This window comes from Vibrio sp. 10N.261.51.C6 (assembly GCF_041471785.1).
GTDB lineage: Bacteria > Pseudomonadota > Gammaproteobacteria > Enterobacterales > Vibrionaceae > Vibrio > Vibrio crassostreae_C.
This window is the reverse complement of record NZ_JBFRPB010000067.1, coordinates 1-22,046: the sequence shown is the minus strand read 5'-3', so window position 1 is coordinate 22,046 and position 22,046 is coordinate 1. Positions and strand designations below refer to the sequence as shown.

General features: G+C 43.1%; 20 protein-coding genes. 16 read left to right on the top strand and 4 right to left on the bottom strand.

What is annotated here, in order from left to right:
* Positions 1 to 19 precede the first annotated feature (19 nt).
* Together AB4375_RS18080 and AB4375_RS18075 are read left to right on the top strand one after the other, a co-directional pair.
* Complete coding sequence (locus AB4375_RS18080; RefSeq protein WP_372052201.1) at positions 20 to 469, top strand: GNAT family N-acetyltransferase; 450 nt, start codon at positions 20 to 22, stop codon at positions 467 to 469.
* On the top strand, positions 462 to 863 hold the full coding sequence (locus AB4375_RS18075; protein WP_017062409.1) for a hypothetical protein: 402 nt from the start codon (positions 462 to 464) through the stop codon (positions 861 to 863). Before AB4375_RS18080 ends, AB4375_RS18075 begins: the two co-directional genes overlap by 8 nt.
* 211 nt (positions 864 to 1,074) lie before the next feature.
* Here the strand turns inward: AB4375_RS18075 and AB4375_RS18070 are convergent, their stop codons facing one another.
* Both AB4375_RS18070 and AB4375_RS18065 read right to left on the bottom strand, forming a co-directional pair.
* Positions 1,075 to 2,103, bottom strand: a complete 1,029-nt coding sequence (locus AB4375_RS18070) for a methionine synthase (protein ID WP_017062410.1) — start codon at positions 2,101 to 2,103, stop codon at positions 1,075 to 1,077.
* Between the two features lie 45 nt (positions 2,104 to 2,148).
* Entirely contained in the window at positions 2,149 to 3,126 is a 978-nt protein-coding gene (locus AB4375_RS18065) for a DUF1852 domain-containing protein (protein WP_372052199.1), read from the bottom strand.
* A gap of 342 nt (positions 3,127 to 3,468) precedes the next feature.
* On the opposite strand from AB4375_RS18065, the gene AB4375_RS18060 reads away from it, so the two are divergent.
* From AB4375_RS18060 to AB4375_RS18005, 12 genes are all read left to right on the top strand, one after another.
* Positions 3,469 to 4,278: a sulfite exporter TauE/SafE family protein gene (locus AB4375_RS18060; RefSeq protein WP_017069668.1), complete on the top strand. Its 810-nt coding sequence runs from the start codon at positions 3,469 to 3,471 to the stop codon at positions 4,276 to 4,278.
* Between the two features lie 227 nt (positions 4,279 to 4,505).
* Positions 4,506 to 5,510 carry a metal-dependent hydrolase gene (locus tag AB4375_RS18055; protein ID WP_372052197.1) on the top strand — a complete coding sequence of 335 codons (1,005 nt, stop codon included), beginning with the start codon at positions 4,506 to 4,508 and terminating at the stop codon, positions 5,508 to 5,510.
* Positions 5,511 to 5,720: 210 nt separating this feature from the next.
* Positions 5,721 to 7,349, top strand: a complete 1,629-nt coding sequence (locus tag AB4375_RS18050) for an endonuclease (protein WP_372052196.1) — start codon at positions 5,721 to 5,723, stop codon at positions 7,347 to 7,349.
* A 559-nt stretch (positions 7,350 to 7,908) separates the two neighbouring features.
* On the top strand, positions 7,909 to 8,844 hold the full coding sequence (locus tag AB4375_RS18045; protein ID WP_017064216.1) for a universal stress protein: 936 nt from the start codon (positions 7,909 to 7,911) through the stop codon (positions 8,842 to 8,844).
* A 567-nt stretch (positions 8,845 to 9,411) separates the two neighbouring features.
* A complete protein-coding gene (mbhE, locus tag AB4375_RS18040) occupies positions 9,412 to 12,018 on the top strand; it encodes a hydrogen gas-evolving membrane-bound hydrogenase subunit E (RefSeq protein WP_372052210.1) in 2,607 nt (868 codons plus the stop codon).
* Positions 12,018 to 12,371, top strand: coding sequence for a Na+/H+ antiporter subunit C (locus AB4375_RS18035; protein WP_017062418.1), 354 nt, complete (start codon positions 12,018 to 12,020; stop codon positions 12,369 to 12,371). The genes mbhE and AB4375_RS18035 overlap by 1 nt, the downstream gene beginning before the upstream one ends.
* On the top strand, positions 12,368 to 13,921 hold the full coding sequence (locus AB4375_RS18030) for a proton-conducting transporter membrane subunit (protein ID WP_372052195.1): 1,554 nt from the start codon (positions 12,368 to 12,370) through the stop codon (positions 13,919 to 13,921). The genes AB4375_RS18035 and AB4375_RS18030 overlap by 4 nt, the downstream gene beginning before the upstream one ends.
* A complete protein-coding gene (locus tag AB4375_RS18025) occupies positions 13,918 to 14,394 on the top strand; it encodes a Na+/H+ antiporter subunit E (protein WP_372052193.1) in 477 nt (158 codons plus the stop codon). Before AB4375_RS18030 ends, AB4375_RS18025 begins: the two co-directional genes overlap by 4 nt.
* Positions 14,395 to 14,422: 28 nt before the next feature.
* Positions 14,423 to 14,683 (top strand): cation:proton antiporter, encoded by a 261-nt coding sequence (locus AB4375_RS18020; protein ID WP_032545874.1) that lies wholly within the window; start codon positions 14,423 to 14,425, stop codon positions 14,681 to 14,683.
* Positions 14,683 to 14,979, top strand: a complete 297-nt coding sequence (mnhG, locus tag AB4375_RS18015; protein ID WP_017062422.1) for a monovalent cation/H(+) antiporter subunit G — start codon at positions 14,683 to 14,685, stop codon at positions 14,977 to 14,979. The genes AB4375_RS18020 and mnhG overlap by 1 nt, the downstream gene beginning before the upstream one ends.
* Positions 14,980 to 15,458: 479 nt before the next feature.
* Complete coding sequence (locus AB4375_RS18010; protein ID WP_017068797.1) at positions 15,459 to 15,833, top strand: hypothetical protein; 375 nt, start codon at positions 15,459 to 15,461, stop codon at positions 15,831 to 15,833.
* A 306-nt stretch (positions 15,834 to 16,139) separates the two neighbouring features.
* Positions 16,140 to 16,592 carry a hypothetical protein gene (locus AB4375_RS18005; protein ID WP_017068798.1) on the top strand — a complete coding sequence of 151 codons (453 nt, stop codon included), beginning with the start codon at positions 16,140 to 16,142 and terminating at the stop codon, positions 16,590 to 16,592.
* Positions 16,593 to 16,864: 272 nt separating this feature from the next.
* Here AB4375_RS18005 and AB4375_RS18000 read toward each other — a convergent pair whose 3' ends face one another.
* Together AB4375_RS18000 and AB4375_RS17995 are read right to left on the bottom strand one after the other, a co-directional pair.
* A complete protein-coding gene (locus AB4375_RS18000; RefSeq protein WP_102420170.1) occupies positions 16,865 to 17,068 on the bottom strand; it encodes a pyrophosphatase in 204 nt (67 codons plus the stop codon).
* 644 nt (positions 17,069 to 17,712) lie between these two features.
* Positions 17,713 to 18,555, bottom strand: coding sequence for a hypothetical protein (locus AB4375_RS17995; protein ID WP_017062424.1), 843 nt, complete (start codon positions 18,553 to 18,555; stop codon positions 17,713 to 17,715).
* 291 nt (positions 18,556 to 18,846) lie between these two features.
* Between AB4375_RS17995 and AB4375_RS17990 the strand changes: the two genes are divergently transcribed.
* Positions 18,847 to 20,400 carry an amidohydrolase family protein gene (locus AB4375_RS17990; RefSeq protein WP_017062426.1) on the top strand — a complete coding sequence of 518 codons (1,554 nt, stop codon included), beginning with the start codon at positions 18,847 to 18,849 and terminating at the stop codon, positions 20,398 to 20,400.
* Between the two features lie 353 nt (positions 20,401 to 20,753).
* A complete protein-coding gene (locus tag AB4375_RS17985; RefSeq protein ID WP_017068252.1) occupies positions 20,754 to 21,917 on the top strand; it encodes a dipeptidase in 1,164 nt (387 codons plus the stop codon).
* The last annotated feature ends 129 nt before the right edge of the window (positions 21,918 to 22,046 follow it).

Below are 22,046 nucleotides of genomic sequence, written 5' to 3'. Positions count from 1 at the left end.
TGAAAACAAAGGACACAATATGGAAGTAAGGTTGGTCAAAGGTTCCGATGCTAAGTTCGCTGAATCGATCACTAAAACGAATATGGCGAGTTACTACCAAGCTTGTGGCATCGCTTGGGGTCATAGTCAGTTTTTACGCAGCTGGGATGAGCTGGATAACTATGAAATTTATGTGGGAGATAGCCGTATTGGTGTTATCCGCTTCAGTTACGCCGGTGGTACAACGTTTCTTAGGGATTTGCAGATATTAGCTGACTGTCAAGGTCAAGGTTTTGGCTCTAAGTGTCTCGATTTGGCTATTGAACATGCGAACAATCAAGCATCGGCTCAGTTAGTGTTGCGCGTGTTCAGTGAGAACCCCGCCATTAAGCTTTATCAATCAAAAGGTTTTACTCAGTTGTCTGAAGTGAAAGGGCTCGTTGAAATGGAGCTGCCTTTAGGGTCATCATTGAGAGAGTGTCATGGATAACCGTATCCAACTAAATTTTGTTAAATACTTATTTTCAGAGTTGCTGTTTATTGTTATTGCACTAGGTCTTGTCTATTGGATATCAGACGGTGATCGTTCATCGCTGCTAACCATAGGGCTGATAATTTGTGTTCCTCCATTAATAAAAATTCTAATGTTGTGGTGGAAGCTTCGCGATAGCTCGTTTGAAATCACGAACGGTCATGTACGTTTAAATGGCGTTGCTTGTGATGTGACTTTACAGCGTAGCTTTCTTCCGTTTGAAATTGGCTCATTCATCAAGCTTTCATACACGAAAGGTGCAATGCAGAAACACAATATTTACCTTTCTAAAGGCGCAATGAGCAAAGAAGAATGGAGCCGTATGTTAGCGTGTCGAACTAGGTCGCCATAAAGAAGCGACATCGCTGTTACTTGAGCTTTTAGTTTCCACGACGAATAGCGATGCGATTAAAGAGTACCAACGAGCGATCTCTTTATATGCTCAAGACCTAGATAAAACCTGGTAAGCAGCGCGTAAAGCTCATCAACTCACATAACAAAAAGCCTAAGCATCAATATGATACTTAGGCTTAAAGGCATAGTTTTTGTTCTTTAGGAAAGCGTTACGCTGAAAGCTCTTTACGAACGATCTCTGCGCCAGCACTTAGGGCATTAAGCTTCGCTGAGGCTATCTCGCGAGGTAGGGGAGCCATGCCGCAGTTGGTGCAAGGGTAGAGCTTGTCTGCATCAACATACTTAAGTGTTTCTCTTAGAGTGCTGGCCACTTCTTCCGGTGTTTCAATCGAATCGGTTGCAACATCAATCGCACCGACCATTACTTTCTTGCCTCGTACGAGCTCAAGCAGCTCAAGAGGTACATGAGAGTTGTGACACTCTAAAGAGATAATGTCGATATTCGATTGCTGCAGCTTAGGGAAGACTTCTTCGTATTGGCGCCACTCGGTGCCTAATGTCTTTTTCCAATCCGTATTCGCTTTAATGCCGTAGCCATAACAAATATGGACTGCTGTTTCGCACTTAAGCCCTTCAATGGCTCTTTCCAAACAAGCGATGCCCCAATTGTTCACTTCATCAAAAAACACGTTAAACGCAGGTTCATCGAACTGAATAATATCCACGCCTGCCGCTTCAAGTTCTTTGGCTTCTTCGTTGAGGATCTTTGCAAATTCCCACGCCAGTTTTTCACGGCTTTGGTAATGCGCATCGTAAAGTGTATCAATCATGGTCATAGGCCCCGGCAGAGCCCATTTGATCGGTTGGTCGGTTTGCTGACGTAAGAACTTCGCATCTTCAACAAACACAGATTTCTGACGAGAAACTGGGCCTACAACCGTCGGTACACTCGCATCGTAACGGTCGCGGATTTTAACGGTTTCACGCTTTTCAAAATCAACGCCATTCAGGTGTTCAATGAAGGTCGTTACAAAGTGTTGACGTGTTTGTTCGCCGTCACTCACAATATCAATGCCTGCTTGCTGTTGCTCGTGCAGAGAGACACGCAGCGCATCTTGTTTGCCGTCTGTGAGTTCATCGCCTTGAAGTTTCCATGGCGACCAAAGCGTCTCTGGTTGTGCAAGCCAAGACGGTTTCGGCAAGCTGCCCGCTGTTGAAGTCGGTAATAGTGTTTTCATAATAATATTGCCTATCCTTGGGTGGTTTGAGAGCGCAATAGACGATTAAAGTGCGTAATTTGCCGACCAGTTCTCTAGAACTGATTGGTATGGCTTAATGAACTTCTCTTCTGCGAATTTACCTTGTTCAACAGCTAGCTGGCTTCGTTCTTCACGGTCGTACACGATTTTAGTCAGCGAGTGATCCAAGTTTTTCAAGTTTGGTTGGTAACAGTTACCCGCAACCGCGTTCGCGTTGTAAATCTCAGGTCGGTAGATTTTCTGGAACGTACCCATGGTACTGATGGTGCTGATAAGCTCTAGGTTAGAGTAATCGTTCAGCAGATCACCAAAGAAATAGAAGGCCAAAGGTGCAACACTGTTAGGCGGCATGAAATAACGAACCTGTAAGCCCATCTTTTTGAAATATTGTTCAGTTAAAGAAGACTCATTCGGTTGGTATTCAAAACCTAATACTGGGTGTTGGTTTTCAGTGCGGTAATAGGTTTTATTATCTGACACGCTTAAGCAAATAACAGGTCGTTTATTAAAGTTCTTTTTGTAAGCGTCAGAGTTAACGAAATATTTAAAAAGCTTACCGTGTAAGTCACCAAAATCTTCTGGAATGCTGAATTTATCTTGGCCTTTATTATGATCCAATAGACGTACGCTAAAGTCATAATCTCGAACATAAGAAGAGAAGTTATTTCCGATAATGCCTTCAATACGCTCGTTAGTTTTACGGTCTACAATATTGGTTTTCAGCACTTCAATTGAAGGGAATGCTTCGCCGTTGCTTTCAATATCCATATCAACAGAAATGATTTCAAGCTCAACAGAGTAGCGGTCGCCCTTAGGGTTATCCCAGTGCGCTAACGCGTTGAAACTGTTATCGATCATTTGTAGTGCATTGCGTAAGTTCGCTTGACGGCTGTCACCGCGAGCCAGGTTAGCAAAGTTGGTAGTGATACGCGTGCTGTCTGCAGGCTGGTAGTTTTCGTCGAGGCTAATGCTCTTAATCGTAAAATTAAATTCTTTATTCATGCTGATTTGGTATCCCAATTTTTTTCTGATTCTCTCGGTCTTTAGTATTAAAACGGCTTTTATTTTTTGCTTGTGACCGGATTAAGAATCGAAGGCTATGCTGTCTGAAATTAATGCTTAGTAGAATTAATGTCGTATAAAGTTAATCGCTTAAGGTTTTTATACGTTGATAGGTTGACCATTAACAATGGTATTACTTCACATTCAACATGAGGAATATTCATGATCTATTCTGTTTGAATATTTTAGTCGGTGTCAGTTATATTAATTAGCTTGATGGAAATATAACCGCATTAATAGTGTGTCATTTAAGACGATTAATTTAATTAAGAGATGGATGAAATGAGTGAATTGCTGTTGTTGATTTTCTACTGTGCGTTACTGGGCAGTGGTGTTGGGTTTCTAGCCGGTTTGTTAGGTATTGGCGGAGGGCTGATCATTGTTCCTGTGTTAAGCAGCATTTTACTGTATTTAGAAGTTCTACCGTCTGACCAAGTTGTTGTCGCTGCGATTGCGACCTCACTGGCCTCGATTCTATTTACTTCAACGTCTTCTGCGCTCGCTCACCACAAGAACGGCAACGTGCCTTGGGACTTGGCACCTTGGATCATGTTGGGTGTTGCTCTGGGTGCATTGGTTAGTGGTTTTATGGCGGCGTTGTTACCGGAAAAAGTCGTTCGTATTGTGTTTGCTGTGAGTGTGGTTCTGATTGCGATGAAGATGTTCTTAAGCAGCAAAAATGATGCGCCTAAGGAACGAAAACTGCCGAACAAAGGCGTGCTCACTGTGCTGACAACCATTACGGGTGGCTTATCTGCCATGATAGGTATTGGTGGCGGAGCATTGCTGGTTCCGCTATTAACGTTCTTCTCTGTCGGTATGAAAAAGGCCATCGGTTGTGCCTCGGCTTGTGGCATTGTGATCGCGTTGTTTGGCTCGATAGGTTACATCAGTTCAGGCAGCAGCCACTTTGCTCTATCAGATGGCTTTGCTGGCTTTGTTTATCTGCCTGCGCTGTTGGGTATTGTGTGCACGTCTTGGTTTACGGCTCCGTTAGGCGCAAAAGCCACCAACCATTTACCGGTTCCAACGATTAAGAAAATCTTCTCAGTACTGCTGGTGGTTATCGCAGCAAGCATGGTTGCTCGTTAATAAAAGATCGTTCAAGTGTGAATATACAGAACAAAAACGAATAAATTGATCAACCACCAATAATTAGAAAAGGGCAGTTTCATAACTGCTCTTTTTTTGTTTATCGGTCTATGCTTATACAACTATGTACATGAGTATATTGATAAAACCGTTTAGTTGTTAACAGTTCACCGCTATAGCTAAATGTATTTTGTTTGATTCAACGGAATGCTATCAATGAGTGATTTATGGATCCTTTAACGCAGGGCGTGTTAGGCGTTTCTTTGTCACAATCTGCCAGCAAAAAACAACATTTGGTTGTTGCTGGGGTATTAGGGCTGCTCTCCGGTTTAGCACCAGATTTGGATGCACTGATTAAGTCTCAAAGTGACCCTTTGTTGGCTTTGGAATTTCATCGACAATTTACCCATTCACTCTTCTTTATTCCCATTGGCAGTTTGATCTGCGCTTTGGTTCTGCATCACCTGATTGCAAAAAAACGTGGGCTTTCTTTCAAACAAAGTTGGCTGTTTTGTGCTCTGGGCTATGGTACTCATGCACTGTTAGACGCTTGTACCACCTATGGCACGCAGTTACTTTGGCCTTTCACCAACGCGCGTTTTTCTTGGAATACCATATCAATCATCGATCCTGTTTATACGCTTCCCATTCTAGTGTTGCTTGTGTTTGCGACGTTAAAACGAGCGCCTTGGCTAGCGCGTGTTGCGTTTACTTGGGCGCTAATTTATCCAACATTAGGGATGATTCAGCGAGACAGGGCAGAGGCGATTGGGTGGCAATTAGCGCAAGAAAGGCAACACACACCGATTCGATTAGAGGCAAAACCAAGCTTTGCGAATATCTTGGTTTGGAAAGTGGTGTACGAAACAGAGGCTCATTACCATGTAGACGCAGTGCGGGTTGGCACATCGGTAAGCACGTATCCCGGAGAGTCGATTGCGAAGCTGAATGTTAGCAGGGATTTACCTTGGCTTGACCCGGACTCTCAACAAGCCAAAGACATAGAACGTTTCCGCTGGTTTTCAAATGGTTATATCGCTCAGGACCCAACAGACGAGCTGCGTATTATCGATGTCCGATATTCAATTGTACCAAATCAAATGAAAGCACTATGGAGCATCAAGCTATCAAAAGCAGTTGATGCAAACGCGCATGTAAAATACGAAACTCATAGAGACAACACGCCAGAATCGAGACAGATCTTCTTCGGTATGCTCACTGGCGATAAATGATCTAGCTCTAAACAGTAAAAAGGCTGAGTCAGATAATCTGCTCAGCCTTTTCTATTCCTTTATTTAACAGGTCGATGTCACATTGATTTACATCACATATATCAATAAAACCCATAATGCTTACATTTATAAATGTGATGCATACCTCCATTCATTTTTTGATTACTTTCCAAGCTTAGTTGGTTTTTATCCAATTAAACAGAAGGTTATATGATAAATAGAATAATAACACTAAGTGGCGTTGCATTACTTTGTTCAGCGAGTGCGCATGCGCAAATGCAAAATGGAAGTTTTGAATACTGGGAAGGAAACGTACCATCTGGTTGGAGTGTGATTGACTCCGGCATTGCACTTTCGCTCTCTACCGATCCTGTAAATAATGGCAGTTTCTCAGCACAAGTAACAGTGAATACAAGTACTCAAAGTAATACCGACTTTCTTCAAACGATACGTGTTGAACAAGGGAAAATTTATGATTTCTCTGTCGATGTTTACCACACGGAAGGCAACGTGAAAGCTCGCCTTTTTGTTGATGGCTATTTGGGTTACTCGAATAATGGTTTAACGAATCAGTGGCAAGCATTGACTCACTCGTACAGCGCTACGAGCACTAAAGATATCGTTGTGGGCGTACGATTTTATGATGATGCAGGTTTTGATAGTTCGGAAGTGGTGTATTTAGATAACTTTCAGCCTACGGAGACTCCACCAACACAAAGCTGCAATGACACAAGTGCCGCACTCACGCTAGTTACGGATAACTATGGTTCTGAAACTAGTTGGTCTCTCAAAAACTCAGTTTCTCAAAATCTTTATTCTGGTTCAGATTATAAAAATAACACCATCAATGAAGTGGAAATGTGTTTAGCGGATGGTAACTACACCCTAGAAGTCTCAGATTCTTATGGAGATGGAATGTGTTGCAGTGTGGGGAATGGTTCATACAGTTTGTCGGTAAATGGAACCGTTGTGGCATCTGGTGGTGATTTCCAAGCAAGTCAGAGTACAGAATTTTCGATTGGTGGTTCAACTGCACCACCAACTGAACCTCCAGTGTTAGGTGAGTATTACAAAGACGCTGAAGGAAAAGTGGGCTTTGCGTTAAAAACGGCCTTATATCAAATTATTGATAATCATAGCAGTCAGGGTTACGCCGCTATTTGGAGGTTGGTGTCTGAGGCTGACCTAGACGCATACTATGACACTGATGAGTCGATTCCCGATATGTATTCGGAGAAACCTTCAAGCTCAGATTCAATCCAATTTACTAAGGTTGCGGATCAATGTGGTCAATACAGCAAAGAAGGTGATTGCTACAACCGTGAGCACTCATTCCCGAAAAGCTGGTTTGGTGGGAAAGTCGAGCCAATGAACTCTGACGGTCACCATTTAATTTCCACTGATGGCTACGTTAACTCGAAACGTAGTAATTGGCCATTTGGTGAGGTGAGTAGCGCGACATACACATCAAGCAATGGTTCTAAGTTAGGCAGTGCAGCGAACTCTCTTGGTTATGTGGGTACGGTGTTTGAGCCAATTGATGAGTTTAAAGGTGATTTTGCAAGAGCATATTTCTACATGGCAACACGCTATGAAAATGAAATCGCTAATTGGGAAGGGAACTCTACAAGCTCTGATGCCGTTCTGGATGGAACCAATACAACTGTTTTTGAACCTTGGCTACTTACTATGCTAAAGCGTTGGCATTCTGAAGATCCAGTATGCCAAAAAGAAATCGACCGAAATAAGGCGGTACATGATTTTCAAGGGAATCGTAATCCGTTTATTGACCATCCAGAGTTTGTCAGCCAAATCTGGGGGAAATTAATCGGAATATAACCACCATGACAATGGCTTGATGATTATTGAGTTGAGCCCAACCCTTTGTTTGGGTTCTTTTATTGAGAGGCATTATAGAGCATGCTTTTAAATATTTGAAAAAGCATATTGTCATGAAGGTCACGTATACTTTTCAGTGGTCTGCACCATCAATACAGGGCGCTACGTTAAGCGACTTTCCATACCTTTAGTTATCTCTGAATTGTTAATTTAGGGGAAACTGTAGCTCATTTGCCCCTTTTCAATTCAGGACATTTTTCTATCAAGTTATGTGGAAAGTCGTTTGACCTACATTTTCTAATCAGTGTGGTGTCTACTGTTCTGGGTTTCTGCCGACATCCTTTCTGAATAAGTTTTTGCTTTAGCTCGCGATAAATTTTGACGTAATTTGTTACATATAGCTGTCTGAGCACGTTGATCTGTAAACTCACTCATTGCTATTTTGCATGTAACCAACTGATTTCGATTGTGTGTTTATATTGATAACTAATGGTTACAAATTTGTTATAGCAAAGCCGTGTTGATATTGGCTACTATTTGAACAACCAAGGAGGTGTGTATGAGACGATTCGAGAACATACTTTTTGCAACACAAGGTCTGCCTGGCCACAGTGACGCTCTGGGTCAAGCGATTAGAATAGCGGCTAACAATCACGTTCCAGTTTCGGGCCTGATTGCCTGTCCTGACTTTCCTACCGATCTCGTTCAATATCAACAAAGCTATGAACAGTCTTTACATGATTCGCTTCAGCAGAGCGTAAAAAATTTGCTTGAAGACCTGGCTATTTCTGAAGAGCAGGTGCCGTTTCCCCTGAGAGTTAAAAGCAGTGAAAATCCGGCGGTTTGTATCATCCAAGAAGCGATGCTGAATCATAATGACCTGATCATTAAAGAGGCTGAACCACTCAGTGAAGGGGCGGAAGGCTTTAAAGCGATAGACATGACTTTATTGCGTAAATGTCCTTGTCCAGTATGGCTGCATCGACCAATATTTAAACCACGAGACAAACGACGTATTGCGGTTGCGGTCGATCCCTTGGCTATCAACGATGAGCAGCAGGCACTATCGTGTCGATTGTTAGAGCTCTCTCGTTCGATTGCGGATACCTGTGATAGCCGATTACACATTATCTCTTGTTGGGAACATTATTTAGAGAACTACCTCGACAATCACGTTTGGATTCAAGTTGATGAGGCTCAGCTGTCTGTCGAGGTTTCTAAAGAGAAAGCGCGTCACGAACAAGCCTTGCAGCAATTAATTGATGACTCAGGTATTGCTGGTGAGGTGGTTGTTCATCACCTGCATGGTAAACCGGACGATAAAATTCCGGAGTGTGTTGATGAGGCAGAGATTGACGTGTTGGTCATGGGAACCTTAGCCCGAACCGGTATTTCTGGTTATGTGATTGGCAATACTGCCGAGAATATTCTTCAATCAATTAATTGCTCCTTAGTGGCAATGAAACCAGAGGGATTTATATCTCCAATCAAGTAACAAATTGATCTCGAAAAGCGGAAATAGCAATACTGAAGTAAGCGTGCACACGACAGACTAATAACTTCTTAGTGGAGGGTAGTATGAAGAAACTATGTCCTATTTGCCAAACTGAAATGCTTGAGCGCTCTCACATTTATGCATGCCCGAGAAACGATATCGGAGACTGCTCCTACGACGCACTGAGTGCAGTGAATGAAGAGTCGAGTTTTTTATTTGACCAGAGCAATTCCCATAGTGACATGCATTCTTATGTCGTTCTCGACAGCAAATAATTTGAACCAGTGGGATCTATCTATATTGGAATGGATGATCGTGACTTAATTTTAGCGGTCTTATTCAAAGCCTTCGTAAACTAGATAATCCGTTCACATGCCTTGCTCGGATTATCTTCCTGATGCCCAAATCAACAATGTGGTTGAAGCATGAAGTATCAGGAGAAGGCTTTTTTCCTTCGATTCTATGAGTCCCCATACACGCGTGAACGTAACGAAATGGATGGCGATATTGAATAGTGTAATAGGAAAAAAACACACAACAGGTTCAAAAGATCATTCTTTGATTCTCATGATTTTTCCTGTTCTACCCATGGTCATTTTCTTCTTGCTCATCAGTTGGTATGAGCCGGGAGGCGTGAGTTGGCAAACGAATTGGGTTCCTAGTTTAGATGTAAACCTGAGCTTCAAGTTGGATGGGTTATCTTTCCTGTTCGCGTGTTTGATCAGTGGTATCGGTGCATTGATCCAGATTTATGCACTGGCATATCTCAAGGGGGATTCGTCTCGATTCTCTTTTCACCTCTATCTGACGCTGTTTATGTTAGCGATGTTAGGTGTTGTCACGAGCGACAATATTCTACTCCTTTTTGTTTTTTGGGAACTTACCACCATAACGTCGTATCTTTTGATTGGCTTTAATCACGAGAAAGATAAATCCCGCAAGAACGCATTTCAATCTCTCATTGTCACTGGCGCTGGTGGCTTAGCGTTATTAGCAGGTTTGATACTGTTGGGTGAAATGGCTGGCAGCTATGAGATAAGTACCATCGTCGCGCAAAGTACGCTGATTGCACAACATGAATGGTTCCTGCCTTCGCTGGTTCTGGTTTTGCTCGGTGCGTTCACCAAATCGGCGCAGTTTCCATTCCACTTTTGGTTACCTAATGCAATGGCAGCGCCAACGCCAGTGAGCGCTTATCTTCACTCGGCCACTATGGTGAAGGCTGGGGTGTATTTGCTTGCCTGTGTTTCACCTATCTATTCACACAACGATATTTGGTTTTACACGCTCGGCATTTTTGGTGGCTTTACCGCTATATGGTGTGCGTTATTAGCGCTCAAGCAAACTGATTTGAAGTTGATGCTGGCATACAGCACGAATGTTGCCTTAGGTAAATTGGTATTGTTGATTGGTATGGGTACTGAGCTTGCGATGATGGCCGCGCTGCTGTTTGTCTTGGCTCACTCGTTCTACAAAGCCGCGCTGTTCATGGTGGTGGGTAATATCGATAAGGCAACGGGAACGCGTGACATTCGAATGTTGTATGGTTTGAAAACAGCGTTAATACTTAGCCTCGTAGCCGCAATCATCGCTGCTCTGTCGAAATCGGGCGTGCCACCATTACTCGGGTTCTTGAGCAAAGAGTACATGTACAAATCCGGTCTGGAGGTGAGCGTCATCCTTACCGTTATCTTCCTTGTGGTTAACGTCATTATGGTGGCGTTGGCGTTGGCGCTGATCGTGAAACCTTTCTTCGCGACTTATGAAGGTAATCCAACGCCAGCCAAGAAAGTGGAATCCAGTAAAGGGCTTTGGCTGCCAGCAATGTTGCTTGCCATTGCCAGTGTGCTTGCGCCGGTGCTTGGTTTAGATTGGATCAACAACAATGTGGTTATTCCGGGGGTTTCGTCGAGCTTGCCTGACTCAGCACCACAAGCAGCCAAGCTTTGGCAAGGCGTGAATTTGCCGTTGGTGCTGAGTGTATTAACTTTGTTACTCGGCTTTGTTTTATATCGAGTCTACCCAAGGCTGTTGGTGGGCGGACAACGTGAAGGGGCCGTGGTGCCAACAGCCGAATCCGTTTTCGACAAAATTATGGCAGGCATGATGCGGTTAGCTAAATGGCAAACGCAGTTATTACAGCAAAAGCGCTTAAGTTATTACGTGTTGCTGTTCTATATTGTTCTCGCTGGATTACTGTTAAGCAGTCCGTTAGTGATCCCACGAGCTCGATTTGCTGCATTAACGGACATTAATTTCTACGAGGTAAGCATTGCACTGCTACTTATCGCTGCTGCCTTAGTCTGTACCTTTACCAAGTCTCGTTTGTTGGCGGTATCTGCGCTTGGTGTTGTGGGCTTTATGACCACTTTAGTCTTTATGATTTACAGCGCGCCAGATGTCGCGAAAACCTTATTGCTGGTTGAAACCTTGATGGTTGTATTTGTGGTGCTGTTGATACGTCACATTCCGGGCTTAATGACGGTGCCGCAACATCCTATTCGCCGAAAGTTGCTGCACGCGGCGATAGCTGGTGTGATTGGTATCTCGGTAACGGCGTTGTTGATCAATATCACCGCCCAACCTTTAGATGCCACTCTGGCTGATTTCTTCGCAGAAAACAGTGTTCCCGGCGGACATGGACGCAACATCGTCAACGTGATTTTGGTTGATTTTCGAGCCTTCGATACGTTGGGTGAGGTAATCGTGGTCGTGATGGCTGGTATCGCTGCCGTGAGTTTGTTGAAAACGCACTATCACAAACGTAATCGTATCCATTCCCTTATTTTTGCCACTACTGCACACATCGTTACAGCGCTGATGTTGGTGTTTTCACTTTACTTATTGTTGCGTGGACATAACGAGCCGGGTGGTGGTTTCATCGGTGCGCTGATTGCTGTAATTGGTTTTGCGTTACTGATGTTTGCAGAGTCGCCAAAGTACGTTCGGGATCGTTTGTATTTCGCGCCATTTAGCATTGCTCTATTTGGTATTTTCTTAAGCTTCGTGGCTGGCCTGATGAGCTTTGCTTTCAATTTGCCGTTCTTAACCGGTTTGTGGTGGAAAGATATTCTACCGCTCGGCACACCGCTGATATTCGACGTCGGTATTTACCTCGCCATCATTGGTGGCGTGATGGGGATGTTGTTACGTGTGAATGAGGAGTTGGATTGATGGAAATACTATGGAGTCTCGTGGTCGGTGTGTTTGTCGCGGCTGGTGTCTATCTTATGCTTGAGCGACACATCTTGCGTCTATTATTCGGTTTGATCTTATTGAGTAGTGCCGTGAACATCGCGATTTTCACTGCCGGACGTTTAACGCCCGGACTACCGCCTTTGATTGATGCGAATTCACAATTACCGCCGGAAGGTGCGGCAAACCCGCTTCCTCAAGCTTTAATTCTGACTGCCATTGTGATTGGTTTTGGCTTGTTGGTGTTCGCGTTGATGCTGTTTTACCGTGCATATTCAGAAGCGGGCTCGGCCGATGTTGATGCGATGCGACGTTCTGAGGAGGATGAATGACGACGATTTGGTTGACGTTACCCGCAGTGATTTCGCTTCTTACCGCTGTCGCCATCTTCTGCGCGAAGCGTAACAACGCGCTGGCGGATGCGATAAGTGGCACAAGCGCATTGGCGACTTTGGTGATTGCAGCATTGTTGACGCACGATGTCATCAACGGCGGTCCGCAAGCAGTGGCGTTTGGTCAGTGGGCGGCACCATTTGGCATTGTTTTTGTGGCGGATTATCTTGCCGTCGCCATGGTGATGGTGACGGCCATTATTGGTGTAGTGAGCGTGTTCTACGCCATGGGCGATCTGCAAGAAAAGGCATCTTACGGCACATTTCATGCGCTGATGCATATCTTGTTGGCCGGCGTGTATGGTGCGTTTCTTACCGGAGATATTTTCAACCTCTATGTGTGGTTCGAGGTGATGTTGATAGCATCGTTTGGTTTGATGATCTTAGATGGATCAAAGCAACAAGTGGATGGAGCAGTGAAGTACGTGATGCTCAATCTAATATCGACCTTGGTCTTCTTGCTCGCGATTGGCTTACTCTACGGTGCAACAGGGACTTTGAACCTCGCGGATTTACACGCCAAAGCCGCACTGATTCCGTCTGACACCAAAACTTTGCTCGCGGCACTGTTCCTATTCGCGTTTGCGATAAAAGCGGCGTTGTTTCCCGTTTTTGCTTGGCTACCTGCTTCTTACCATACATTGCCAAGCGCCGTTGTCGCACTGTTTGCTGCGTTGCTGACCAAGGTTGGAGTGTATGCGCTGATTCGTGTGTTCACTTTGATTTTTCCGCTATCAGAAAGTGGTTGGCAGCCAACTCTGATGTGGGTGGCGGGGCTTACGATGTTAACTGGTGTATTGGGGGCCGCGAGCCAATACGACATTAAAAAAATTCTCTCTTTCCATATCATCAGCCAGATCGGTTATATGATCATGGGATTGGCGATCTACACGCCGCTCGCCATTGCGGGTGCGATTTTCTACATCGTGCACCACATCATTGTGAAAGCAAATTTGTTCCTGATTGGCGGCTTTATCGAGCGTAACTATGGCTCGGGCAAACTTGGGCAATTAGGCGGAGTCTACAAAGCCATGCCTTGGCTAGCTTTCTTGTTTCTCATTCCTGCATTCTCTTTAGCGGGGTTTCCACCTCTGTCGGGTTTCTGGGGCAAGTTCCTTGTCATCAAATCTAGTTTGCAAACCGAGTTGTATTGGCTTGCAGGGGCCGCGCTCTTAGTGGGTCTGTTAACGGTGTTCTCGATGACCAAGATCTGGAACGAGGTGTTTTGGAAAAAGCCTCAGCAAACACTCAAAACTCAGCCAATGAACAAGTACACAAAAGGATTGTATTGTGTGCCAATAGCCACGTTGACCACGTTAAGTCTGATTATCGGTTTGGCCGCTGAGCCTTTTTACCAATTTGCAGAACTCGCCGCAGAGCAGTTGATTGAACCTCAAGCTTACGTAAAAGCAGTTCTTGGAGAGAGTGCAATAACTGACAGCGAGATAGCTGAACGCGTGGTATTGAATACATCGGGAGGGAACCAATGATTTATCTGTTTTTGAATTTGTTTCTCGCTCTGGCTTGGATGCTGCTAAACGGCAACTATACAGGCACGAACTTTATTCTTGGCTTTGTTGTTGGCTTTTTGGCGTTGCGACTCAGTCAACCGTTTGGGTTGAAAACCAGTTACTTCCGACGCTTCCGTGCTTTTGTTGGCCTGTTTCTTTTCTTCTGTTACGAGATGGTGATCTCGGTAGCCAGAGTCGTCTGGGATGTGGTCACGCCAACCCATTTGAGTGATCCAGATATCGTGTATGTCCCGTTAGATGTTGAGTCAGATTTAGAGATCTCTTTACTCGCAAACATGGTTTCTCTTACTCCGGGAAGCTTGAGTTTAGATGTTACACCAGATAAGAAGCACATGGTTGTGCACGCGATGTTTGCACCCGATCACGAAAAGGTTATTCGAGAAATCAAAGACGGTTTAGAAAAACGGATTTTGGAGGTGACGCGTGACTGATGGATTAGAAATCGGTAGCTGGTTACAGATGAGCATCACGTTCGCTTATATCGGACTACTGCTCAGTATCTTGATGGCATTCATTCGCTTGGTGCTCGGTCCAACCTTTGCCGATAGAGTGGTCGCGCTTGATCTGATTTCATTCGTGACGGTGGGCTTTATTGCTGTTTATACCCTAGATAGCGGGCAGCAACCCTTGTTGGATATTGCTATTACACTCGGTCTAGTGGCCTTCCTAGGAACCATCGCGTTTGCCAGGCTTATCTTTAAAAGAAAAGGAGAGGTGTAATGGACACTATCGTTGGGATTTTACTTTGTCTTGGAACCTTATTTACGCTCATCGCAAGTCTTGGGATCTTACGAATGCCCGATCTCTACACACGAATGCACGCCGCGACTAAAGCGGGTACGGTGGGCTTAGCATCATTGTTATTAGCGGTGGCGGTGGCCATGCCAGAAATCACGGTGATTTCACGAGTGATTGGCACAATGTTGTTTATCTTCATTACCGCTCCGGTAGCAGCACACTTGCTGGGGAAAGCGACCCGAGAAAGTGGTTATCAAATCTGGAGAAACGACAAATAGCGTGGTCTTTCACTTTATGTAAATGTTGTTTCATTTGGTAACCATGAAACTACGCAATCATAACGTGAGCAGATCAGGATGTTATTTTTGCTTTTCGGTGGATAAACCTAATTTCGACCGCCCCTGCAAGAGCATGTAAGATTCTCCACTCCTTTCTCAGCTGAGTTGTCGCTCCGCCACTGCAGTGGAGGCTCGCAATATCTAGGGTAATTCTTGAATGCTAATTTAGCAAAGTCACTGACACAGAATTGTTCAGAAGTGCGCTGACGGGGCATGTAACACGAAAATGCCCCAAAGTGAGTTTTGGACGAGATGATGTACTTCGTAGTTATTGAGTACTACCCTAAATATTTCTAATAGGATTTATGCAAATTGAATGATTGCCTGACGCTACACAGCCTAGTATGAACAAGATCACACATTTTGTATGAGATTTGAGTAATAATCACGTAATTGTATGCTTATAACCCGATGGAATTATGGAAGAAGAAATTGAATCAACGTTATCAGGCGTGGCCATTTTCAAAACACTTCCTGTGTTAATCCAACAAAAAATCATAAACTTTTTTATGTGCGATGAATGGTTAGGAGTAGATGTTGAAGATGTGCGCTGTACTTTAAGCGCAGGAAAGGACTACAAAGTATTTTATTCAGTGGTTAGTCTTCTGTCATTTATATCAACATCTGCATATGAAGGGGTTGTTTCATATAAAATGCCATTAGATACGTTGGATGATTTTAGTGATTGGGCAGACACTTTCATGCCTAAAATCCTAGAAGATGACGTTTTTTCGACTGTCATGTTTTCATTTGATATGACGGATGATTTTGAGTTCTACGTAGTTGTTTTTTGAAGAAATAAACAACTAGCATTTGTTGATATTTTGTAAGGCTTAATATTACTAATTTGAGTGTATACGCTTCATGAACCCACAGGTCGCTTACGTAGATGCGCAAGAATCTAATGCTGGAAAATGACTGTGATGATACCCCTGTAAATAATGCTCAGATTATCCCCTAACTGCATAGATAGTCTCACTATGGCATGCGAAATATTTAACAAGCATAGGCAACCATAAAGTCAAAACTGTCACGCTTTTTGTTACAAAGCCACGCTATTTTCGCCTGCCGTTAGTGTTACACGTACTAGAGGAATAACTATGATAAATTTTGATAATGAAAATTTCAAAGAAAGATTGTCAACACTCACATTGCCGAGTGAACAGTTTTACAACCTAGTAGACGAAAAGTACTTTAATAACAATGGCGGAGTATATATTTTACGTAGCTTTAAGCAAAACGGTTCAACACCCTCCGTAATTCCTAGATGTTTAGGCAATGATTCAACAGGGATTCTTTATATTGGTATGGCCAAAGAATTTACTCATCGAACAGGCGATTTAGCAAGGGCATTTGATGGGAAATACAAACAAAAAAAGCATGATTGTGCTGTGCGGTACAATAGTAATAAAGCTTGGAATGTGGTTTACCCAAAGGAAGATCTAATCATCTCTTTCTTCATTTCTAATGAACCAAGGAGTTTAGAAGAAAAGTTTCTTACATCTTACATTACTCAATTTGGTGAAGTTCCACCACTAAATAGTCATAGTTGATACTATAGTACATGTTGTTCTTCCCAACACGACTGGATACTAAATTAAACGATTTTCCATACCTATCGTTATTCATTACTTGCTAATATTTGATTTCTTGAAACTCATTTCTGTCCAGAAACGTTTTTAAAATCGATCAAACTCTATTGTCCTCCGACAACAATGGCTAGATATAGAGCGAGCATAGGGTCAGATAGAGTTTAAAAGTAGGTAGTGGTTAGGGGGGAGTTGGTGATCTTAATTACACATCCCTGTGTAACGTATTTTGAATGTCAGCTGGCTTTAAAGAGCTTCATAAATTGACTAAAGCGTGGAATCAGGTTTTGCACAGTCGGCGCATCTGGAATCTCATTTACAAAAATCATAAAGCGCTGTGCTTTACTTTTATCACCTTGAGCAGTCCCTGCTAGTATTGCTTGAGCTAAAATTACATGCTCAGCGGTAACGTCCTTATTCGAAAATTCGTGAATCAACATAGAAAATCCTAATAAGTATAAATACGGATATAATAATACAATATATTGATGTTTATATCGATAGCTTATGGCATTCATCAATGTCAGATTTGTGTAAAAACAATACTGGACAGTGAGCTTAGTGACTTTCCATACTTATGCTAATTCGTGATTTGCTAATACTTGGTTCTTCGAAACTCATTTATGTCCAGAAACTTCTCACGCACCATTTCGTAACTCAGAAATGCCCAGAACCTTCTTAAGGCTCAGAGATTCTGTGCGGAAAGGGATTAAAGTGAGTAACCGTGTATCGGGGGGCTTAGCCTGCATGGCTATTGCAGCACCGTTGGAAATACCTAACTGATGCCGTTGAAGAAGCTATTTATGTTGAAATAGACTGAATTACTAGCTGGCGGTTGTAAGCAGGTTAAGTACGTTAGGATAAAGTATAGTTGCCTTAGCCTAAAAATTTATGCAGTAACTTATGAATTTGACACTTGGTTAAAAGTATTACCATAAGTATTACCGCTCTCTTTGCGAGTTTTTTTATGGATATATATCAGCATCTTAAATAAATAATTCGGATTCCTCACTCACCGCCAAATTTAAGACCGCAGCAGTTCGCTGCGGTTTTTTTATGTCTAATTTTATCCTGCGACCTGTTATCACCAAGGAAGAGCAACAACAGGTGTGATGACCAGTCGAAGTTGATGCTCTATCCCAAACGCGTCAGGGCTTTCAATGTAGTTCCAGTATTGAAGACCAAACTTGATGGGTTTGCCACCAATGAGAGTCGTCTTAGCGAACCCAATACCAATAGGGAATGACAATTTATTTCCACTGCTCGCTTCGTGATTATAGCTCCAAGTTGGTTGCGCTTGAATTTGCCATCCATCGTCTAGATTCGCGGTATAGAAGTACTGTCCACCAGTAATACTCGCGTCGGCGTCATTGCTTCCGCCAGCGTTCCATTGATGGGTAATTAACGCCCCGATAACCCCCCAGCTTTGTACGTAGGCTAAGGCAAACTCTGGACCGAGTAAGAATTGATCGTTACCCAGTTCATCGCTTGTTGCGGTGGGCAGTGTACCCACTATCCCCCCCACGACAATCATGCCGCTCTCAAAGGTATGACCAACGGCCACATCAAAGCCGATATCACCGAGACCTGCATCTGAATTTTCAAATCTATCGCCCTTGTAATAGGGTTGGTCAAATATTAAAGGTATATTTGGTCTGATAAATAAGTTGGTTCGCTCTGCAATTGGCACAGGGAGAACAGGTTGAAAGCTCAAGCGATACCCGTTCTGACTGTTCGCTGAATTTAAGTCGCCTTGATAGTTCGTCCAATCCAAGTTAAAGGACATCGAGCCAAGCGTTGTGTTTGGGTTGGCTAGCTCTTTAGCTACCTCCTCTACATCTTGCCCCTCGTCGGCTAACACTACGATGGGAAGAGTGACAGCAAAGAAGAATATCGCGCTTAAACTTCGTAATTTAAGGTTTGGCATTTTTTTTCCCTGACGAAAACGTTGGTACATAAACGTTTAGCTATGAAGGATTATTTTGTCAAAGTTGCCTTTATAGAGAAGGGCAGCTCTGGAGCGGCAAAGTCAATAGTTGTGGGTGAGATGAGCGTAAAAGTGATTGTTTTTGAGTCACTTTCTCTTGTCACGTTAGATTTGTCTTATCATTGAGAAGAATGAGCAAAGATGAGGATCAGGTAGATAGCGTGAAATTATTGGTCTAAGATTTTTGACACGTAACACTTATAGTTCATCTCACACACACGGGATAAAATTATGAAACCACTAGAATCATTCATTAAAAAGGCTACGATCGTCGGCTTTGGCCTTATGTCACCACTTGTTATCGCCGCTAATTATGATGTTGTAATTTTGAACGGCAGAGTTATCGACCCTGAAACAAATTTCGATTCTGTTGCTAATGTCGGGATCAAAGATAATAAGATCACAGCAATAACGACCGATAGTATTTCTGGGGATAAAACTATTGACGCTACAGGTAAAGTTGTTGCCCCTGGATTCATCGACGTCCACGCTCATGGTCAAAACATTGGTGACTACAGAATGCAGGCGATGCAAGGCGTTACCACTATGCTGGAACTCGAATCTGGTGTTCTACCTATCAGTGACTGGTATGCAGGACAAGCTGAAAAAGGCTTACCATTAAACTATGGTGCAGCAGCTGGTTGGACTTACGCTCGTATTGCTACATTTAGTGAGACGGAACCCGAAGCGACCGTTGGCTATTTCCAAAAAGCTCAATCACGTAATGATTGGAAGATGGATATAGCAACACCTGAGCAAGAAAGTAAAATCATCAAGCTGATTGAGCAAGGCCTTGATGAAGGTGGCCTAGGTATCGGGATTAACGCTGGCTATGCACCGGGCCATGGTCAAAAAGAATATTATGCATTGGCTGAATTAGCCGCAGAAAGAGACGTAGCAACCTATACTCACGTTCGCTATGCCAGCAATGCCGAGCCACAAAGCTCGTTTGAAGCCGTTAAAGAATTAGTGGGCAATGCCGCTATCACTGGCGCTCATATGCACTTTTGTCATATTAACAGTACTTCATTAAAAGATATCGAAACCATCTTACCTATGGTCAATAAGGCTCAAGAACAAGGAATCAATGTTACTGTGGGCGCTTACCCTTGGGGCGCAGCAAGTACTGTCGTTGGCGCAGCCATGTTTTCTGGTGAAGGCTGGCGGGAACGTATGGGTTCAACCGCTGAAAACTTTCAGCTAGGTAAAGAACGTATGACAGAAGAACAGTTGAAAGACTACCAAGAAAATAAACCTGGTACCTTTATTGTCTGGCACTTCCTAGACGAGCAAAACCCTAAAGATCTTGCTCTATTAGACGCTTCGATTCTAAATCCTAATGTGTTGATTGAATCTGACGAAATGTTCTGGATGCATATGGACGAAGACGGCCACATTGAAAATTATGCAGGTGACGAGTGGCCATTACCAAAAGATCTATTCTCTCATCCTAGATCAAATGGCACCTTTGCTAAAGTACTCAGAGTCTATGTTCGTGAGCGCGGCTTGTTAACGATGACGGAAGCACTACGTAAAATGACACTGATGCCAGCTCAATTAATAGAAGATTTTGTCCCTCAAATGAAAAATAAAGGACGAATCCAAACTAATATGGACGCAGATATCGTGGTATTCGACCCAGAAACTATCGCTGATGTGGGCACCTACCAAGATCCTAACCACCCAGCCGTAGGCGTACATTGGTTATTGGTTAACGGCAAAATCGTTGTCAACAACACACAACTAGATACAGACGTTAAAGCAGGCGAAGCCATTCGACGTTAATTCACCTAATCAATGATAAATCAGACTATAGAAAGCGATACTCAGGTATCGCTTTTTTATCTCACCTCTTCGATAATTTCTTAAAGTGTCACATATAATACTTTTAAATGAATTTTCTAATTGAGGTAACATTTAGATAGATTTGCCAAAAATATTCGACATAAATCACGTTTTTATCATGTCATTGGGCGTAGTTTATTTATAAAAAGGTGCATAAAAAGGTGCGTACAAAGGGCTTAACACTCCGTTTGATATAAATCCGTACCTATCTTTACTTCCAAACTTCCAAACTTCCAAACTTCCAACATATTTATATTTTATAGAAGCTAACACTGTTAAGGAAAATTTCAAATATGGACAACAAATCTGAAATCGAACCAAGTAATGATAAAGCGACAAAGTCAGGTGCACCAAAATTACCAGAATTTGAAATAAAAGATTATTCAAAAATCCCTCAACGAACACACAAATATCCTGCATCTGAACGTGCAAAAAAAATTGTTCGAGATTCTATGGCTATTGACAGCCTTTTTTCCGGTCTTTGGCCCTCTCAATGGTCTTCACCTGAAGCACCAGAATTCCATGATGAAATGGACAAGTGCAAAGCCGCTGGATTCAAGGTACTAGCAGCATGTCCTTCCGCAGACTCGTTAGATGCCTCGGTTGAAGGCATTATGAAAGGCGCTCAGTTCTACCTAAGCAAAATGAAAGAACGCCCAGACGACTATATGACGATCCGCACTACCAAAGATATTGATGAAGCGGTAAAACAAAACAAATTGGGTATTTACTTCACTCACCAAGGTACTCAAATATTTGGTGGTGATGTTGATCGCGTAGGACTATGGCGTGAGATGGGCTATGGTTACTGTTTATTGGCATATAATCAACGTAATGATGTGGGTGATGGCTGCTTCGAAATTGAGAACCGTGGTCTAACTGAATATGGAAAAAAACTTGTCGACGCTTATAACCGATACGGTATGCCTGTTGATGTAAGCCATACTGGCGAACGAACCTCCTTAGATGCGATTGAACGCAGTAGCCAACCTGTCATTTCTTCGCATTCAGGTGCGAAAGCCATTGCCGATTATCAGAGAAGCCTTTCTGACGCTGTGATTAAAGGTGTTGCGGCAACCGGTGGGGTTTGCTCAATAAATATGGTGGCTGCCTTTATGGATACATCTAACCCAGATATATTGACGACTGAACAATTATTTCGACATATTGATTATATGGTCAACTTAGTCGGTATAGACCACGTTGGCTTCGGTTCAGACTATATCCCGAACATCAATTTTACAGCGTCTATTATTCAAACACCAATGGGGCAGAACGTATTCCCTGATGGTGGCTATAGTGCCGCTGTAGGAGCAAAAGGGTTTCCTACCCCAGCACCATATCAAATTGTTGCAGCTCTAATTGATACCATGCTTGAAAATGGATACTCAGAAGAAGACTGCAGCAAGTTCTTAGGTGGCAACATGTACCGAGTATTTGATCAAGTCTGGGTATAAGAAGTTTATTAAATTTACTCAATAATTAGCACTTCTAACATCTCGTTTAGAAGTGCTTTTTTAATCGCTTCGAATGAGACTGCAGTTTATGAGTGCTCCTAACTTGTTATTGTCCGTGCGACCTGAAGT

Excerpts from the sequence above, each read along its gene's own strand:
- AB4375_RS18080 (WP_372052201.1), top strand. The coding sequence starts at position 20 with ATGGAAGTAAGGTTGGTCAAAGGTTCCGATGCTAAGTTCGCTGAATCG.
- AB4375_RS18075 (WP_017062409.1), top strand. The coding sequence starts at position 462 with ATGGATAACCGTATCCAACTAAATTTTGTTAAATACTTATTTTCAGAG.
- AB4375_RS18070 (WP_017062410.1), bottom strand. The coding sequence starts at position 2,103 with ATGAAAACACTATTACCGACTTCAACAGCGGGCAGCTTGCCGAAACCG.
- AB4375_RS18065 (WP_372052199.1), bottom strand. The coding sequence starts at position 3,126 with ATGAATAAAGAATTTAATTTTACGATTAAGAGCATTAGCCTCGACGAA.
- AB4375_RS18060 (WP_017069668.1), top strand. The coding sequence starts at position 3,469 with ATGAGTGAATTGCTGTTGTTGATTTTCTACTGTGCGTTACTGGGCAGT.
- AB4375_RS18055 (WP_372052197.1), top strand. The coding sequence starts at position 4,506 with ATGGATCCTTTAACGCAGGGCGTGTTAGGCGTTTCTTTGTCACAATCT.
- AB4375_RS18050 (WP_372052196.1), top strand. The coding sequence starts at position 5,721 with ATGATAAATAGAATAATAACACTAAGTGGCGTTGCATTACTTTGTTCA.
- AB4375_RS18045 (WP_017064216.1), top strand. The coding sequence starts at position 7,909 with ATGAGACGATTCGAGAACATACTTTTTGCAACACAAGGTCTGCCTGGC.
- mbhE (WP_372052210.1), top strand. The coding sequence starts at position 9,412 with ATGATTTTTCCTGTTCTACCCATGGTCATTTTCTTCTTGCTCATCAGT.
- AB4375_RS18035 (WP_017062418.1), top strand. The coding sequence starts at position 12,018 with ATGGAAATACTATGGAGTCTCGTGGTCGGTGTGTTTGTCGCGGCTGGT.
- AB4375_RS18030 (WP_372052195.1), top strand. The coding sequence starts at position 12,368 with ATGACGACGATTTGGTTGACGTTACCCGCAGTGATTTCGCTTCTTACC.
- AB4375_RS18025 (WP_372052193.1), top strand. The coding sequence starts at position 13,918 with ATGATTTATCTGTTTTTGAATTTGTTTCTCGCTCTGGCTTGGATGCTG.
- AB4375_RS18020 (WP_032545874.1), top strand. The coding sequence starts at position 14,423 with ATGAGCATCACGTTCGCTTATATCGGACTACTGCTCAGTATCTTGATG.
- mnhG (WP_017062422.1), top strand. The coding sequence starts at position 14,683 with ATGGACACTATCGTTGGGATTTTACTTTGTCTTGGAACCTTATTTACG.
- AB4375_RS18010 (WP_017068797.1), top strand. The coding sequence starts at position 15,459 with ATGGAAGAAGAAATTGAATCAACGTTATCAGGCGTGGCCATTTTCAAA.
- AB4375_RS18005 (WP_017068798.1), top strand. The coding sequence starts at position 16,140 with ATGATAAATTTTGATAATGAAAATTTCAAAGAAAGATTGTCAACACTC.
- AB4375_RS18000 (WP_102420170.1), bottom strand. The coding sequence starts at position 17,068 with ATGTTGATTCACGAATTTTCGAATAAGGACGTTACCGCTGAGCATGTA.
- AB4375_RS17995 (WP_017062424.1), bottom strand. The coding sequence starts at position 18,555 with ATGCCAAACCTTAAATTACGAAGTTTAAGCGCGATATTCTTCTTTGCT.
- AB4375_RS17990 (WP_017062426.1), top strand. The coding sequence starts at position 18,847 with ATGAAACCACTAGAATCATTCATTAAAAAGGCTACGATCGTCGGCTTT.
- AB4375_RS17985 (WP_017068252.1), top strand. The coding sequence starts at position 20,754 with ATGGACAACAAATCTGAAATCGAACCAAGTAATGATAAAGCGACAAAG.